This is a genomic window from Pseudomonas sp. JAI120, from assembly GCF_014207255.1.
Taxonomy (GTDB): Bacteria; Pseudomonadota; Gammaproteobacteria; order Pseudomonadales; family Pseudomonadaceae; genus Aquipseudomonas.
Genome location: NZ_JACHCZ010000006.1, coordinates 128,341 through 143,986 on the forward strand (window position 1 = coordinate 128,341; position 15,646 = coordinate 143,986).

The window sequence follows — 15,646 nt, forward strand, 5'->3', positions numbered from 1 at the left end:
ACGGTACGGCCAGGCCGGCTTTCCTGCAGAGAGGGCCGCGCCATGATCTTCGCGTTTCTCAATTAGACAGGTGGCGTCGGCAAGATCACGCTCGCCACCCACATCGCGGGCGAGCTGGCGATGCGCAGTTTGCTCGTCATCCTGCGGGATGCCGATTCGCAGGGTTTCTCGCTGGACTGGACGCAACGCAGAGGCCAGCAGGGCTTGCCACTACTGTTTAGTGCTTTGGGCCTCGCCCGCGAAACGCTGCATCAGGAAGCGCCGGAGCTGGCCCGGACCCGCCGCGCATCGCCGCCCTGGTGCGTTCCGCGCTCCTGGCGGCCGAGCGCGTGCTGATTCCTGTGCAGCCCAGCCTGTATGACCTGTGGGCCAGCGCTGAGATGGTGGAGTTGATCCGTGAGGTGCAGGTGTTACGGCCTGCTCTGCGCGCGGCCTTCGTCATCAACCGGCGCGTCGGTACCACCATCATCGGCAGGGAAGCACTGCAATCGCTGGCCGAACAGCCGCTGCCGGCGCTGCGCAGCGAAGTGCGCCAACGCATCGTCTTCGTCGACAGCGCCGCCGCACGCGAGATTGCCGTTCTCACAGATGAACTGCTGCGTTGGCCGAGATGAGTCAGCGCAACGGCAAGCGTATCGCCATCGGCGCGCGTCCGCCTGAGAATCCGCTCACCGATGCGTGGGTTCGCCAGGGCGAGACCGACGGCATTCAGAAAGGTGACCTCTACACCGCGCGCCTGACCCTCGACATCACGCCCTCGATGCGGGTGCGCATCAAGGTGTCGGCATTCACGCAGGGCGTGACCGTCTCGGAACTGTTGCGCGGTTTGCTGGAGCGAGAGTTTCCAGAACAGCGGATGGAAAACACACCATGACCGCATCCGATTCTCCTGCCGCTGGCGCGGCCACGGCTGCGCTGTCGCTGCATCCCGCAGCACTCGCCCGCTAAGCCGGCAACGTGCCGCTGACCCACGTATCGCTCGCCTACATCGAACCGCGCTTCAAGCTCTATCTGCGTTTCGGCGAACCTGCGCGCACGCTGCGGCTCGACTACTGGCGGCCCTGCGCGGTAATCCTGCCGGGCGCGATGTTCTGCCGCATCCGCTGGCAGGCCAACGACTACGGCACCGTGCGCTGGCAGCTCATGGTGATGCAGGCCGGCACGCCGCATCCTCGGCGTAGGTCTCGGCGTACGCCTGCTGCTGCACGTCGCAGGCGAAAACGCGGTGCGTGCCGTGCTGGAACGCATCGACGGCATCGAGGCGCAGGGCATCGCCGCCATCGACGTGTCGCCCGCGTACTGGCGCACGCTGGGCAACCGTCTGGCGGCCCGCCTGGCGTTGCCCGAATACACCGCCGAGCGGCCCGCCGCCTGGCTGGCCGGGAGGGCGCTGCCATGACCGCTGATTCCACCATCGCACGCGCACCCGAAATCGCGCCGCGTCCTCGCTCGCGCCTTCACTATCGCATCGTGCTGGCGCGCTTCGCCGCCGTCTGCCTGGATGCGCTGGCCTGGGCGGCTTTCGCGCAGCCTCTGTCGCGCCTGATTTACAACCCGTCCGACAGCATTCCGGTCGGCTGATATCGCGTGCAGCCGCTTGACCATCGGGCCGCCTCGCTGCCACATCCTTTGTCCGTGGGCAGCATAGTCCTGACCCGATTGCCCGCCGACGCTGCCCCGCAGAGCGGCTACCTGCCGGCAAACGTTCCACTACTTAAACTTGTGGGCGCGGTCGCGCCGAAACAAGTTTGCATCGTCGCCCGTCAGGTTAGCATCGACGGCGCGCCTGCGGCCGCCGCGCTCGATCGGCTGGACCGGCCGCTGCCATCCTTGCCGCATTGCAGTCTGCTGGCCGAGGGCGAGTTATTACTGTTGAGTGTGACCAATTCGGCGTCGTTCGACAGCCGCTATTTCGGCCCAGTCAGCGCATCCGCCGTGATCGGCGTCGCGCATCCGGTCTAGCTGGAGACATGTTCATGATGGCCGCCGATTCGCTGCACGTTGCCGTGCATCTCATTGAGCCATCGGGCATGCCGTTACGACTGCTGCCGCCGTGTCGTCGCGTGTGCAGCGCGGGCGCATCCGCGCCGCGCTTCGCGCAACGTCCGGCGCAGCCGTCACACGTGCATGCGTTTTGCCTCGAACGCGCCCGGCCCGCGGCCATTGGCGCGTTCGCCGGCGCGCTGGCTGCAAGCAGCGCCGCCGGGCCGCCGACGCCCGGAGCGACAGCGAAGGGCAAAGGCGAAAGGCAAGATAAAAGGTCGCGGCACATGGCGGCTTGAAAACCTTGTCTGCCCATGGGGGGGAGCGGCACGCGCCACGGGGCGTCGGCGTGCCGCGAAGGTGCGCAATGCCGCGTCCGCATGGGCGAAGCCGCGTGCTTCGTTCGCTGGACTGCTACGACCTTGGACGGAGCCGTGCCATGAGCCAGCGCGATGACGACCTGTTCCGCATGCGTCCTGGTGCGCCCAAGCAGCGCGGCGATGCCTTCGTCAACAAGGTGCTGCATCAGACCAACAAGGCCGGCGCGAAGCTCGGCAAGGCGGCGGACAAGGTCGGCCAGCGTCCCGCTTGGGCTGCGGCCAAGTTGCCGCGCGCTTCGCGGGCCGAGGACTTGGGGCCAACGTCCGGCGCGTCACGAGCAACGCAAAGCTGGTCAATCTGGCGCAGGCCGGGCCGGGCTCGACCGCCGCGCACCTGCGCTACATCGAGCGCGAAGGCGTTGATCGCCAAGGCGGCCCGGGCCATGCCTACTGGCCGACGACTGACGATGCCGACCTCGAAGCGTTCGAGGAACGCGGCGCCGGCGACTGGCACCAGTTCAGGTTCATCGTCTCGCTGGAGGATGCCGAACAGCTCGACGATCTGCGCACCTACACCCGTCACATGATGGCACGCATGGAAGCCGACTTGAGCACTCGGTTGGAATGGGGCGCGGTCGATCACTGGAACACCGACAACCCGTACACGCACATCGTCCTGCGCGGTAAGGACGACACCGGCAAAGACCTCATCATTTCCCGCGACTACATCATCGCCGAGGGGATGCGACGCCGAGCGTCGGAACTGACGACGGAATGGCTGGGGCCACGCACTGAACTGGAAATGCGGCGTGCCATGCAACGTGAAGTCGAACAAGAGAGGTGGACAGGGCTGAATTGCACCTTGCAGCGCGAAGCCGGCGATGATCGCCTGGTGCATGTTGAACGCTTCGCTGAACCACGGCTGCAACATCTGCGGCAAGCGCTGACCGGGCACCTGCAACACTTGCAGCGCATGGGGCTGGCGACCGAACAGCAGCCCGGCGAGTGGGCGGTCCACGCCGAGGCGAGCCGACCCTGCGAGTAACTGGCGAGCACGGTAACATCATCCTCACCATGCCGCGTGCCATGAGCGGCAAGCAACGCGAGCTGACGATGTTCCAGCCTGGCGAGGATGGCCGCTTCATCGTAGGACGCGTCGTCGGTAAGGGACTGGCCGACGAACTGTACTACAAGGGCTATATGATCCTCGATTGCACGGACGGCAAGGCGCACTACGTCGCGCTGCCGCTGCGGTCCGAACTGGAGCGGTACCTGACTCGCGCCGTGGTGGAAGTCAAAGGCGCAGCGGACGTGCGCACCGGCGATCGGAACATCGTCGCGCTGGCTGTCGATGGGGTGGACCGCAAAGATCATCACCTAGCCGTGGCGCAGGGACAGGCCACGCCCGGCCGCGACCCGCACGAGGCGTCGCCACGCATGTGCGCCGACTCGAGGCATTGAGCCGCGCCGGTATCGTAGAGCGTGAGACCGAAGGCGCCTGGCGCGTCCCCGGGGACCTTGCAGAACGAGGCCGCCAATACGACGCGCAACGGCTCGGAGGAGGCCTCACCTGCCCATCGAGCGGCAGGCGCGTGTGATCGCTGCCGCCTTGCTCGACCAGCAGTTGATCTGCGGCGGTAAGGGGCTGGGCAACCTGAGCTTTAGGGCTGAGGACAAGGATGCGCTACGCCAACGCGCGGACTTTCTGGCCGAATAAGGGCTGGCCGAGCATCGCGGGCAGCGTGTCGTCCTCGCGTGCAATCTGCTAGCGATGCTGCGCGGGCGCGAGCTGCGAAGGACATTGTCGGGGAAACGGTATGGAGCATCGGCCATTGGCCGACGGACAGCGCGTGGCCGGCATCTACCGGCGTAGCGTCATGCTCGCCAGCGGTCGCTACGCGATGCTTGATGACGGCATGGGCTTCTCGCTGTGCCGTGGAAACCAATGATCGAACAGCGGTTCGGTCAGCAGGTAGCCGCCACGGTTAGCGGGGCACGCGTGTCTTGGAAATTGCACAACAGCGAGACATATCACATTGAGACCGTCTGCGCCGATGCAATCGATACTTGTCTATTGCTTTCTATCAGTCTCACAAAGCCGACGATTGCTTCTCTCGTGAGTCGTCTTCGCTCAACAGCAGTGCATCGTACTTGAGCGACCATTCCAGCATTTTTTGGAATATAGGTATTAAGTCGATTCCGGCTTGGGAGAGTTCATATTCGACTCTCGGAGGAATTTCGGCGTAAGCACGACGTATCACTATTCCGTTGGAAGCAAGCTCCTTGAGTTGCTCCGTAAGCATGTGCTGCGTTACGCCGGGAAGTGATCGCCTCAGTACGCCGAATCTCATTGGCCCTTCGATCAGCATGCAGACGATTTCGATTTTCCACTTGCCTGTGATGGCACGGATGGCTCTCTGAAACCGAAGGATGTCAACGTCGCTCGGGCCGGCGCAGCCGTCGCAGTCCTTGTTGTCGTAGGTTCTTGGGTGAATTGGCTGGATCTTCATTTTTTCCTCGGTCTGAATTTTCTTACTAGGTAAGAAAATCCATCCTACTTGTAAAAACTGCTGTTAGTCACCAACATCATGCCATAGCGGAGAATCAACGATGAATAGAGTTCTTGTTACAGGTGGCTCCGGTTTTCTAGGCAGCCATTGCGCTCTCAAGCTGCTGCATGCCGGGTACAGCGTCAGGGCAACGGTTCGATCTCAGGCGAAGGCGGATGAGGTCAGGAAGATGCTCGTTTCTGCTGGCGCTTCGTCTGTCGGCGAGGTCGAGTTCGTTCAAGCCGATCTCACGCGCGACGACGGCTGGCAAGCAGCGATGGCAGGCTGCGAGTACGTGTTGCACGTGGCTTCGCCATTCCCGTCCGGGGTTCCAAAGGATGACAATGAAATCATCCTTCCTGCCAGAGACGGCACGTTGCGCGTGCTGCGCGCGGCGCGAGACTCGGGTGTAAAGCGCGTGGTGGTGACCTCGTCGTTTGCTGCCGTAGGCTACGGCGGCAAACCGAAGAATGGCACTACCTATACAGAATTGGATTGGACTGATCCGACGGTACCTAACTCACCCTACATCCGCTCCAAGGCGATCGCAGAACGCGCGGCATGGGATTTCGTTAGCTCGGAAGGCGGCAACTTGGAATTGGCTGTCGTCAATCCAGTCGGAATTTTCGGGCCCGTGCTGGGCGCGGACTACTCTGCCTCCATCGCCATCGTGAAGGGCATGCTTGAGGGCGCCATGCCCGGCCTGCCAGATGTCTACTTCGGTGTCGTGGACGTCCGCGACGTAGCCGACCTACATTTGAAGGCGATGGTGAGTCCCGATGCGAAGGGGGAACGCTTCATTGCTGTCGCAGGCCCGCTGATGTCTATGGCGGGCATCGCTTCCATCTTGCGGAGTCGCCTGGGCGAAGCTGCCGCGAATGTTGCGAAGAAGCGACTGCCTAGCTGGCAAATCCGACTGGCCGCGTGTTTCAGCCAGAACGCTCGTCAGATGGTTCCCAACTTGGGCAAGAGGCGTGACTCTACGAGCGAGAAGGCGCGTCGGGTACTGGAGTGGAGTCCGAGGCCGAATGATGAAGTCATCGTATCGACGGCGGAGAGCTTGATACGTCTTGGCCTTGTGGCCCGCTGAGAGGCGCAGCGTCATGTCTCGCGCTCCTCGAAAAACCATCCTGATTACCGGTGCAAGTTCGGGTATCGGGTTTGAGATGGCCCGCCAGTTCGTAGGGAAAGGACATGATCTGGCTTTTTGCGCCCGCCGAATGGACAAACTTGAACAGCTTAAAGCCGGATTTCTGCACAGCGGCGGGCGCGTCGAAGTACGGGAACTCGAAGTAAACAACCACCATCAGGTGGCATCGGTCTTTTCCGAGCTTGCCGACAAGTTCGGCGGTCTGGATCGAATCATCGTCAACGCAGGCATTGCTGGTGGTAGCAGGATTGGCACGGGCGAGTTCGACAAGAACCGACTTGTGCTCGAAACCAACCTCATATCCGCACTCGCACAGATCAAGGCGGTCCTCACGCTGTTTCGTGCTCGTGCTCACGGCTACCTTGCACTGATTTCCTCTCTGAGCGGCCGTAACTGCATTTCCAGGCTTATGGCTACCTACAGCGCAAGAAAAGCAGGTTTGAGTTATTGGGAAAGCCCCTGAACAGGGAATTGGCAGGAACTTTAATCAGTGTTTCAACTATTTTCCCTGGCTGTATCCGCACCCCGCTTAATACGCACAAAAAACACCTGCCTTTCGAGGTAGATGTTGAGTCTGGAGAAGCAGCAATAGTCCGTGCTGTCGAGCACGAGCCACGGGCCGTATATGTCCTGTCTTAGCCGTGGGAGATTTTGGGGCGGGTGCTACCATTGATCCCGACGGCCTTTATTTCGGGTAAAAGGCCGCATAGGGAGTTAGCGAGGCCAACTCCAACAGCATATCTACATGGGAGATGAGACGCGATGAGTCTTCCAATCAAGATATCTGCTTATTCCTTGCTTGCCGCAGTGATTGTTTATTTGGTCTTGGTCGGCACATTCTATTTGTCGCTCAACGACACTAAAGCCGCGAGCGTACCTAAATACATCGGGCTCATCATCGACGATGATTCCCCGTTCGACCATTCGAGCATGGCGTCGGATGTGGTTAAAGGAGTCAACTTGACCGCGAAAATCGTAGTCATCACTGGAAGCCACAGCGGAACGGGTCGAGAGGAAGTTAAAGCGCTTGCTTCGTCTGGCGCGCACGTTATTTCTCTGGCGCGAGATGTTGATCGGGCCAAGAAGAGTTTAAGCGGAATCGACAATGCCGAAGTTGAATATGTTGACCTGCTCAAGCCCGATTCCATTGATGAGTTTGCAAAAAAATCCTGTTGTCCGGTCGCCCCGTCCATATTCTCATTAATAGCTCAGGCATCATGGTGACACCCATGTAACGGGATAGTCGCGGGTACGAACGGCAATTTGCGACGAATGTATTGGGACATTACGAACTAGCGGTGACGCTAGCTCCGGCTTTGGAGCGGGCAAATGGATCACGCATCATCAATATCGCGTCGCGAGGCCATCGCGCCGCCGGCGTGCAGTTTGAAGACATAAATTTCAAGCACTCCGAATACACGGACATGCGAGCTTATGCGCAAACAAAGACGGCTTTCATCCTGCTGTTAATCAAAGAAGATGAACTGTTAAAGGACAAGAACATCAGGGCATTTGCCGTACACCCGGGGCCGTTCCGTCTACGGAACTTTTCGCCGCAGGGTCCGTTGGATACGGCGGTGACATTCAAAATGTGGCTTGGCATCCCTGGCCGCCTTGGTGCGTGCAACGCGCGTTACGGAAACTCTCAACTTCCTGCGGCGCCCCGCCAATGTGGGCGATATTTATAAAACCGTCCAACAAGGCGGTGCAACGGCTATCTGGGTGGTAACCAACAACCAACTCAACGGCCAGGGTGGACTTTATTTGGAAGACAACAACATTGCCGTAGTAGTGCCCAATGGAAGCGATGCTCCTTTCTATAGATAAAGCAACCGCAGATCGTATTTGGAACATCTGCGAACAGATGACTGGAGTGCGGCTGGAGAACTGAGAAATCAGAAAGTCATTTACTCGGCGTTCTACTCCTGGCCAGAAGTTAGATCTCGGAATATGCAGTCGTTTGACACCACGGTTTCGCAGCTTTTTGTTTTGGATAAGCATATGACTATTGAAACCATCCGGGCTCTCGTGGTGGATTCACCTGATGCCCCCTCCATTGGGCCGACCTACCCCTGCCGCTGGCGAGGTCGGGGGAAGTTGTTGTTCGCATATATGCCAGCGGAGTGAATCCGCTCGATACGAAGATTCGAACGGGTGCTGCTGCGCATCCTCGGCATCCGCTGCCGGCTGTCCTCGGGATGGACTTGGCAGGCGTCGTCGAGCACGTTGGCCCCGGCGTGACGAATTTCTTTCTTGGCGACGAGGTTTGGGCTACGGCTGGAGGCGTCGTCTGGGTGCAAGGCTCGATAGCTGAATTCGCCGCAGTCGATGTCCGTCTCCTGGCGAAGACACCGACCAATCTCTCCATGCGGCAGGCGGCTGCGCTGCCCTTGGTCGTTATCACAGCTTGGGAAGGCTTGGTGAACATTACGAACGTCGGGCCGGATGACAAGGTACTCGTGATCGGTGGCGCTGGTGGCTTAGGACACGTGGCACTACAGATCGCGCGCGCCCACGGGGCTGAAGCCTTTGGCGTCGCAGGTAGCGATGCGGCCGAATGCTTGCAGTCGATCGGTGCCATAGCAATTGACCGAACTACTCCCGTGGAAGTTTATGTAAAGGATTTCATGGAAGGTTTGGGCTTCGACATCGTCTACGACTATGTTGGTGCGCTTGATGTCGCCTTCCAAGCAATACGGAAATTCGGAAAAGTCACTAGCGCTCTTGGTTGGGGACCTATTCGCTTGCTCCGTTGTCTTTTCGCTCAGCAAGCTATGCAGGCGTGTTCACTCTCCGTCCGCTTCTCTCGGGAGGGCTACGTCAATACAATCCAAGTGTGGCCGTACAGCGACGGCGCGTTGTATCAGGTCTATGCGTCACTTGGGCGCGTCACCGTGGTTTCGCTCCAGCCCGGCGAGGAACTGGTCACCGTCGCCTCTGGCGATACTGTGCGCTGGATCGTCGGCGATATTTCCAGCGGCAGCGGCGAGGCGCTGCGCGTCAGTGTGCTGGTCAAACCCACTCGCTCAGGCCTCAAAACTAATCTGGTCATCACCACCAGCTGTCGGACAACTGCTGGAACTGACCTCGACCGAAACGACATGGATGGCCTAGCTACCAAGAAGAAGCTGTTGTGCCTCAGGACGAAGAGGAGAATGAAGAGCCAGTTGAAGTCGAATTCGAAGTCGAAGCGGAAAAGAAAAAGCTCAAGCGTGTTGAGGTATACGGGACGTTTATGCTTTTTCAATTTTAAGGAAAGGATTATCGGTAGGTATCGGTCCAGCTTCGAATAAGATTGCTGGATTTTTTAACAAATAGCCTTTGAGGGTTCCTTTTTTCCGTAGACCTTCCACCTGACAGATCCAGATGTTCAAACCATCATCGCGCTTTTGGTGGATTTTCAGTTTTTCGAATTGCTTCTGCACCCATCGCCATTCCTCACCTGCGGAATCGGTCCCCAATGAGATGGCCGGAAATTCCTGAACGTAGCGATGAAAAAGGCCAGGTGTGACCAGGAACACAGTACCTCCGACTGTATGGATTTTAGCCTTGCTGTCATTGATAATCAGCTTGTGGCTCAGAATGCCTTCCTTGACCCAATTCAGGAATGCTTGGCCTGGGTTGTCCGATTGAAGCGTTGAAGTATCGTCAGCACTTTCTGACGGTGCATCGTTCGCCCCATGCTCACCCAACTCGAACATGTCCAGCAGCGTGCTGAGATAATCGGCATCCTCTAGCGCCATGAGATCCGGCTGCGATGATGGGTTTTGAGTTGATTTTGTATTGACAGCCTTAGGAGTTACTGGTGATACCGGAGCGTTGGGCTGATTTTCATCTACTGCGATGCTAACCGTTCCGTTGAAAGCCTCTGGCCGGTCTTTGTTCCCCCAGATCAACGCCGGTTGAAAGCGCAGAAAGGTAAAGGTCTGCTCCCAGTTTCCCTGTGCGACAAGGGCGGTCCAGATGGCTTTGCCTTCCGGCGTAGACTCGACCAGACCATGCGACTGCAGTTCGTCGAACACGGCGATGTTGGATGAAGGAATGCCTTCTATGGCTTGCGACAGCAGATAGGCCCGAAGCTTGTCCGTGACCGTCTTGCTGACCAGCCAGAGCGCGTCCTGGGTCAGCCATCCCGCGGCACCCGGCTGGTTAAGTTTCAGCTCGTGCTGAACAAGGTGACGCAGTCCGCTGATCAAGTGATGTTGCAGCGAATGAATCGGCGCTTGCAGCGCCTTGTTCGGGTTGCCACCGATGTTCTGTGCGGTAGAGACTCGGTCTGCTTGAATCACCAATTCGCCCAGCACGCCGGCGCGTTCGTACTGACCCGCCAGCACATACAGCAGGCTCGCCCATAGCAGCGGAAAACCACTGAGCCAGTCCAGGATAGGTCGGTCAAGAATGTGGGTGTAGAGCAAGCCTGCGGCAGCGCCGTGCAGGTGGTAGTCGCGACCTTTGACATAGCGAAAGCGGTAGGGCTGATCCAGTGGGCCCTGCCAGGGATGCCAAGGACGGCCATCCTGACGTTCGACCTGCAGGTCCACGGCGATCTTGCCAATGTCATGCAGCAGGGCGCCATAGGCGATGCCGGCCGACCAGGCATCGGTCTGGGCGGCTTGGTCTTCGGGCGCGGCGCCGGAGGGAAGCAGATATGACTGACGCAGTTTCAAACTGCAGGCGACCAGTTCCAGCCCATGGTCGAGCATGCCTCCGAGATAGGCGTGGTGGTGCGTCTCGCTGGCTGGGAGTTGCTGGACCTGCTCGGCGTAGCGATGGATCGGATTTAAATAGAGCTGGATGAACTGCGCGTGGGAGAGGGCGGTGTACTGCCAGATGCGATCGAGCAGCTGGCGGCGGTGCTCAGCGGCTAACAAGCTGTGAGCCGACTCGATGGGCAAGTAACCTTCGGCGACGTTGACGGTCGGTGGCGGAGGTGGCCTCCGCTTTTTGTGGCGAAACAGACTGAGCATCTTGACCCCCGGAAGGTGGCTGGGGCAGTGGCCTTTTAGCCTTTTCGGATAGAGCTCTTACCCTTGAGTCCCCATTCCCTTCCAACCCTTATCCGTCCTTTTTGGCTCGTGTCCCTTTGCGCGGCAATCGGGATATCGATACTGCTACACATCGTTTTATTGGGGCTGGTACGAAAACGAAAAGAGTCGGTACACTACGGTGCCTATTTTTTGGGTCTTGCCATGAACCTTACTGACGCCACGCTGGTGCTGCTGCTCGCGGCACGTATCCATGGGACCGACGAAGCCGTCAGGGCTTCAGCGAAGAGCGTGGTCAAGAAGTTGCCGCGCAGTAAACGCGATCTGATCTACAAGGTTATCGACAGCCGGAGTCCGCTCGATCTGGTGGATTTTCTGGCGCAGAACCTGGATGCGGAATGACAGGCTGCGGGGGGATGTGCCCCTCCCTGACTCTTTGCATTAGAGCCACGCGGCATGGGGTTTTCTGGACGCAGAAAAAAGGCCCAACTCGCGCTGGGCCCTTTGATGCGATTGCGGCGGTGAGGTGATGGTCAAACTCCATCGTTCATGCATCGTGAGTCATCCATAACCATCTGCTTCCGTTGCTGCTTCAGGTTGAGCACAAACTCCGAAGCGCTTCGGGCCTGACCACTGGCGCGAAAGATCGCGCGTTTGTCAGCCTTTAGCAGGCCGAGCCAGGAGTCGATGTAGCCCTCGTGCCGCAGCTCCCCCTGTATACCGGCGTAGGCACATAAAAAAGCAGCGCCCATCTCGGCGATCAATTCCTCAAACGCGTAGCCTGGCGAGCCGAACGGACAGGCTGACCTCACGCCTTCGCGCTGCAACCGAGTGTGATGCCCGGTCCAGTGCGTCAGCTCATGAAGTGCAGTGGCGTAGTACCCGCCTTCATCGTGAAATTGTGCTTTTGTCGGCAGTTGGATGAGATCCCTGATCGGGTGGTAAAAGGCTTCGTCAGCAGGCCGATGAACGATGCGTGCACCTGAACTTAACAGCAGATCTTCCGCGGCGCTGTTGGGCTGGAAGGGATCACTCTGTTCCGTCTCGAGCAAGGTGTCATTGAGCATTTCGAGCCCCTCCGTTTGCTCGATGTTGAACAGAAAATGCGTCCTGAGAATGCCGAAGTGAGCGATCTTAGGTTGACCGTTTTCATCGAGTACGGGTTGGCCTGACTCGGTTTGTTCCTCGCGCTCCATCGGCTTGTAGAGCACCGCCAGAGTGCTGTGCTCACCCTTACGAATGTGCCCGCCAGCTTTTTTGGCTTGATTGAAAGTCAGCCAACGATCTTGAGTGAACCCCTGCAACCTGGCCTCGGCCCAGAGCAGCGGTAAATTGATGCCCGAATACGGACGTCGCGTGATGGCGTTGACGGGGTAGGGTTGATGACCGGTACAAGCGGAGTCAATTGAGGACCAGGGTTTAATCCAGGGTGCAACGCCTTGGTCTAACGCAGTAACGAGCTTGTCTGTCACGTCTTGGTAGATATCGCGCATGGCAATTTCCTCGAGAGAAAAACGGAGGAACGCCGTGCCCGTGGGGGAGGGTTCCCCCGGCTGGGTGATGGGTTGGATTGATGCAGGTCTTGCATGCCGTCCGAATGTGGCGTTGTGCGCCGCTAATTGCGCTTAGCGCTGGTGTTCTCCTGCAAGCGCTATCAGCAATGCGCCAGGCTGATCCGGTTCTTGGAGTAAGCTCAGACTCAATTGCAGCAACGGGTCGTGGCCTAATTGATCGGCTGGTTCAATATGCATTACCTCGAACAGCACGTAGGGTTTGTATGGATATGCCAGGTGGGCCTCGAAGGCTGCGCGCAATACGTGGCTCAACCGATCGACCTGCAGCTTCTCAGCGTAATCGGATTGATCGAGCAGTACTGCGCGTTGCCACGCGCCAGGAGTGAACACGACGGGCAGCCGAAGGGTGTTTATTGTTTCCGGTGTAAGTGAGTCAGGCATGGAATGTCTCCGTTGAAAGCGCGAAGAAACCTGTCCCGTGCGGAGAAAGATTTCCCCGCAGTGGGTTGAAGAAAATCAAGAGGGCTTACCTCACGAGCGAAGCTCGAAAGGCGCTCATAAGAGCAGTAGGCGTTCATTACCGTAGAAACGGTCACCGTGCGAGCCACCGAACGCTAATCGCACTTGGGGGGGAACCATCATCGAAGTGACGTAGCCTTGAAGGTTCTGGCTACCTGGGAAAGTGCTGTCGATAACAGCGATCCGCACCTTGTATTTAGCCGGACGATTTATCTGGGTCAATTGCTGTAGAGACGATGTTTCGCGGAGCTTGTCTTCTAGCTTCCAATGAGGATTTTTCGACCGGGGAAACTGATAAACGGTCAGGCATGGGCCGCTTTCGGTAGTAGGCTATTCCTCCAGGCTCAACCATGAAAACGCTCAGAAGAGGGCGAGACCATGCCGACTCAGCAACCTGTTCAGAATTCACGAGCCCACTGCTGGGCGTATGCCTGTGGTCTTTCGGTGAAGCGTGGTTACCGTAGGTTGAAAACTTTTGAATCCCATGTGGTTGAGCGTGCCGAGACCGCAGGTGTGCCCGCAGGTAAATTACTTGTTCGCGGGAGTTTTCTGATTGCCAAACTGGCATTGATCGGAGGATTGCTGTTTGTCAGTGTTTGGCTGGTTACTTTTATTGTGATGATGCTGGCTGTTATCACTTTGCTATGGCTCAGGACTTTTATTGGTGCCGATCGTGAAGATAAAAATCCAGGGCCAGACTACCTAGGTGCTGATCTCTACATCGGCGACTTCGACGACAATGGGCATTATATAGGCGACAGCAAGTCATCTAATTGAGCGCTTAGCAGCACCCAATATTTGATCCGTACCTTTGCTCGCTGAATCACTTGCAGCTTTGCTACCGTTCGCCAACATGCCTTGAATCCCGCTGCCGACTGAATATCCTGCCCAGCCCATGACGCCTAGAAACAGCATCGGTAGTACGATGAACATCGCCCCCATTACATACTCAATCACCTGCGCCGTGACGGTTCCATCCATGAGGCCTGATGTGGGCAGCGACAGCAGCACCTGATTTGACGCTGACACCTGGCTGTACAACGTATCGAGCATGCTGGAGTCGACCCAGCGCGCCAGTTCCCACCAGAAGCTCAGCATATGCAGTGTGAACAGTGCGAACGTCACCGTCATGACGGTCTTTAGCTGGTAGGTACTGACCAGCAGGATCAGCGGCAAGCTGATGATGACGCCCATGATCAGGAACGCCTGTACCATCGGCAAGGCTGCGCGTAGTGCATTCATTGCCGGGAAGTTGCTGAAGGAACCGAGGGCCAACCCGGTATTGGTGGCCAGGTTATTGAGTCCCTGATTGATCGAACCGCCACGAGCGCTGGAGCCGTAGTCCTGGTACACCTGTCCGGGCGACATGGACATCGATTGCTGGCGCGGACTGACCAGTTCGCGCAGGGTGGCATCCTCGATCTCGTTGCTCGACCGGCCAGTCAGCCAACCTTTCAGCTGAGTCAGCAGAGAGGGATCAACCTGCTGTATCAACCGCTCGCGCAAGCCAACACCGCTGTCGCTCCACCACTGCTTGCAGGTGGGGTAGCCTGCGCCATTCTCCAGCCGTGGCAAGGAAACATCGCGGCTTTCGTCATACGGCCAGCTGACTCTCGGTGTACGTGAGCGATCCGTATCGTAGTAGCCGGGCGTGTCGAGAAAATAGCTTGAACCGATCCACGCTGCGTCGTGACTTTGTGCTTTGTCCAACTGCGGACGGTTGGTGAACAGCCGAGAACGGGAATAGCTGTAGCAGTCGCGAGTGAAGTCGGCGACTTCCTGCAGCAGGACCTGACTGTCGATGCGCGAGCTGTCGATCTCCATGCGCATTTGTCGGATATCCGGAGCGCAAGGGATGGAGGCGGTGGCCGCCGCAGTCACGCCTTTGCTCAAGGCATGCACCAGAAACCACCAGATCGGCACATTGGCAGAGCGTTCGCCAATGGTATTGAAGGTTGTCCCCCAGGCGGTTTCTGCTGGTTTGGCCACACTCACGCCGCAGCGCTGGCTCGCCACATCATCGAACGTCATTGACGAGAGGCTCAACGGAAAGACCGGCGCGCAGCCGAACAACACGACGATGTAGGCCAGCCATAACCGATTCTCGATCCGCGGCACCGAGAGCAGTCCCCTGTTGCCCTCATCCGCACCTTGCTGACGGGCAGACAACCATTCCTGCAAGATGATTGCACCAAAGGGCGCGGCGAATAGCCCGGTGTCGGAAAGAACACTCCAAAGGCCGTTGTTGATGATCCAGGCGAGCAGAGAGAGGTAAAACTCCAGGTAGCTGTTTGTGCTCATGAGCATGGTGGTGACCTCACAGGCGGGTGAGTTCGACGCAGGTAAAGAGCACGAGCCCTAATGTCCCTATGCGTTTCACGCGCAGTCGATCCTGTGGTCGATGTCGGTAGCGCCGAAGCAGGTCCCACCAGAGCGCAAATAGGGCGGCGTAGAGCAGGGCGCGCCACCACTGCAGGTAAGGTCGTGCGGATTCGAATGCCTGCTGCCAGACTTCGAAACTACCCAGCGCAGCGCGGCCGATCCAGGCGACCAGTGCGGCGGTCAGGATCATCACTGTGGCAATCCCCAGACCTGAAAGCAGAGTGAATAGCGGTGAGCGTTTCAT

At 58.4% G+C, this 15,646-nt stretch carries 14 protein-coding genes and 6 pseudogenes; 14 read left to right on the top strand and 6 right to left on the bottom strand.

Translation table 11 applies throughout. The features are described 5' to 3' along the window. Positions 1–84 precede the first annotated feature (84 nt). From HDC32_RS26355 to HDC32_RS26380, 6 genes and pseudogenes are all read left to right on the top strand, one after another. A pseudogene (locus tag HDC32_RS26355) lies at positions 85–614 on the top strand (ATPase). Next, positions 611–874 (top strand): chromosome partitioning protein ParB, encoded by a 264-nt coding sequence (locus HDC32_RS26360; protein WP_145338329.1) that lies wholly within the window; start codon positions 611–613, stop codon positions 872–874. Before HDC32_RS26355 ends, HDC32_RS26360 begins: the two are co-directional and overlap by 4 nt. Then, positions 871–1,399, top strand: a pseudogene (locus tag HDC32_RS26365) (DUF2840 domain-containing protein). The gene HDC32_RS26360 and the pseudogene HDC32_RS26365 overlap by 4 nt, the downstream one beginning before the upstream one ends. Next, a pseudogene (locus HDC32_RS26370) lies at positions 1,396–1,962 on the top strand (S26 family signal peptidase). The pseudogenes HDC32_RS26365 and HDC32_RS26370 overlap by 4 nt, the downstream one beginning before the upstream one ends. Positions 1,963–1,976: 14 nt before the next feature. Beyond that, the gene (locus HDC32_RS26375) at positions 1,977–2,282 is read left to right on the top strand and encodes a hypothetical protein (RefSeq protein ID WP_256663589.1); all 306 of its coding nucleotides are present in this window, start codon (positions 1,977–1,979) and stop codon (positions 2,280–2,282) included. A gap of 140 nt (positions 2,283–2,422) precedes the next feature. Next, positions 2,423–4,317, top strand: a pseudogene (locus tag HDC32_RS26380) (relaxase/mobilization nuclease domain-containing protein); the annotation flags it as partial. A gap of 76 nt (positions 4,318–4,393) precedes the next feature. Here HDC32_RS26380 and HDC32_RS26385 read toward each other — a convergent pair. Then, positions 4,394–4,813, bottom strand: coding sequence for a helix-turn-helix domain-containing protein (locus HDC32_RS26385; RefSeq protein WP_145338231.1), 420 nt, complete (start codon positions 4,811–4,813; stop codon positions 4,394–4,396). Between the two features lie 100 nt (positions 4,814–4,913). Between HDC32_RS26385 and HDC32_RS26390 the strand changes: the two genes are divergently transcribed. From HDC32_RS26390 to HDC32_RS31890, 6 genes and pseudogenes are all read left to right on the top strand, one after another. Beyond that, positions 4,914–5,942: an aldehyde reductase gene (locus HDC32_RS26390; protein ID WP_145338232.1), complete on the top strand. Its 1,029-nt coding sequence runs from the start codon at positions 4,914–4,916 to the stop codon at positions 5,940–5,942. Between the two features lie 13 nt (positions 5,943–5,955). After that, complete coding sequence (locus tag HDC32_RS26395) at positions 5,956–6,465, top strand: SDR family NAD(P)-dependent oxidoreductase (RefSeq protein WP_218571046.1); 510 nt, start codon at positions 5,956–5,958, stop codon at positions 6,463–6,465. Between the two features lie 299 nt (positions 6,466–6,764). Then, positions 6,765–7,226, top strand: coding sequence for an SDR family NAD(P)-dependent oxidoreductase (locus HDC32_RS26400; protein ID WP_145338233.1), 462 nt, complete (start codon positions 6,765–6,767; stop codon positions 7,224–7,226). Between the two features lie 372 nt (positions 7,227–7,598). Beyond that, positions 7,599–7,829, top strand: a complete 231-nt coding sequence (locus HDC32_RS26405; protein ID WP_145338234.1) for a hypothetical protein — start codon at positions 7,599–7,601, stop codon at positions 7,827–7,829. Between the two features lie 251 nt (positions 7,830–8,080). Next, positions 8,081–8,710: pseudogene (locus tag HDC32_RS31885) on the top strand (alcohol dehydrogenase catalytic domain-containing protein); the annotation flags it as partial. A gap of 96 nt (positions 8,711–8,806) precedes the next feature. Further along, a pseudogene (locus tag HDC32_RS31890) lies at positions 8,807–9,113 on the top strand (TrbG/VirB9 family P-type conjugative transfer protein); the annotation flags it as partial. A 122-nt stretch (positions 9,114–9,235) separates the two neighbouring features. Here HDC32_RS31890 and mobH read toward each other — a convergent pair. Continuing rightward, positions 9,236–10,969 carry a MobH family relaxase gene (mobH, locus tag HDC32_RS26415; protein WP_145338236.1) on the bottom strand — a complete coding sequence of 578 codons (1,734 nt, stop codon included), beginning with the start codon at positions 10,967–10,969 and terminating at the stop codon, positions 9,236–9,238. Positions 10,970–11,191: 222 nt separating this feature from the next. Between mobH and HDC32_RS26420 the strand changes: the two genes are divergently transcribed. Then, positions 11,192–11,389, top strand: a complete 198-nt coding sequence (locus HDC32_RS26420) for a hypothetical protein (protein WP_096143053.1) — start codon at positions 11,192–11,194, stop codon at positions 11,387–11,389. Positions 11,390–11,520: 131 nt separating this feature from the next. Here the strand turns inward: HDC32_RS26420 and HDC32_RS26425 are convergent, their stop codons facing one another. Together HDC32_RS26425 and HDC32_RS26430 are read right to left on the bottom strand one after the other, a co-directional pair. Then, positions 11,521–12,480 (bottom strand): ArdC family protein, encoded by a 960-nt coding sequence (locus HDC32_RS26425; RefSeq protein WP_145338237.1) that lies wholly within the window; start codon positions 12,478–12,480, stop codon positions 11,521–11,523. 132 nt (positions 12,481–12,612) lie between these two features. Further along, entirely contained in the window at positions 12,613–12,942 is a 330-nt protein-coding gene (locus tag HDC32_RS26430) for a hypothetical protein (RefSeq protein ID WP_145338238.1), read from the bottom strand. A gap of 456 nt (positions 12,943–13,398) precedes the next feature. Between HDC32_RS26430 and HDC32_RS26435 the strand changes: the two genes are divergently transcribed. Beyond that, on the top strand, positions 13,399–13,797 hold the full coding sequence (locus tag HDC32_RS26435; protein ID WP_145338239.1) for a DUF3742 family protein: 399 nt from the start codon (positions 13,399–13,401) through the stop codon (positions 13,795–13,797). Here the strand turns inward: HDC32_RS26435 and HDC32_RS26440 are convergent. Further along, the gene (locus HDC32_RS26440; protein WP_145338240.1) at positions 13,786–15,327 is read right to left on the bottom strand and encodes a conjugal transfer protein TraG N-terminal domain-containing protein; all 1,542 of its coding nucleotides are present in this window, start codon (positions 15,325–15,327) and stop codon (positions 13,786–13,788) included. The genes HDC32_RS26435 and HDC32_RS26440 overlap by 12 nt on opposite strands. 10 nt (positions 15,328–15,337) lie before the next feature. Further along, entirely contained in the window at positions 15,338–15,646 is a 309-nt protein-coding gene (locus HDC32_RS26445; protein WP_145338241.1) for a hypothetical protein, read from the bottom strand.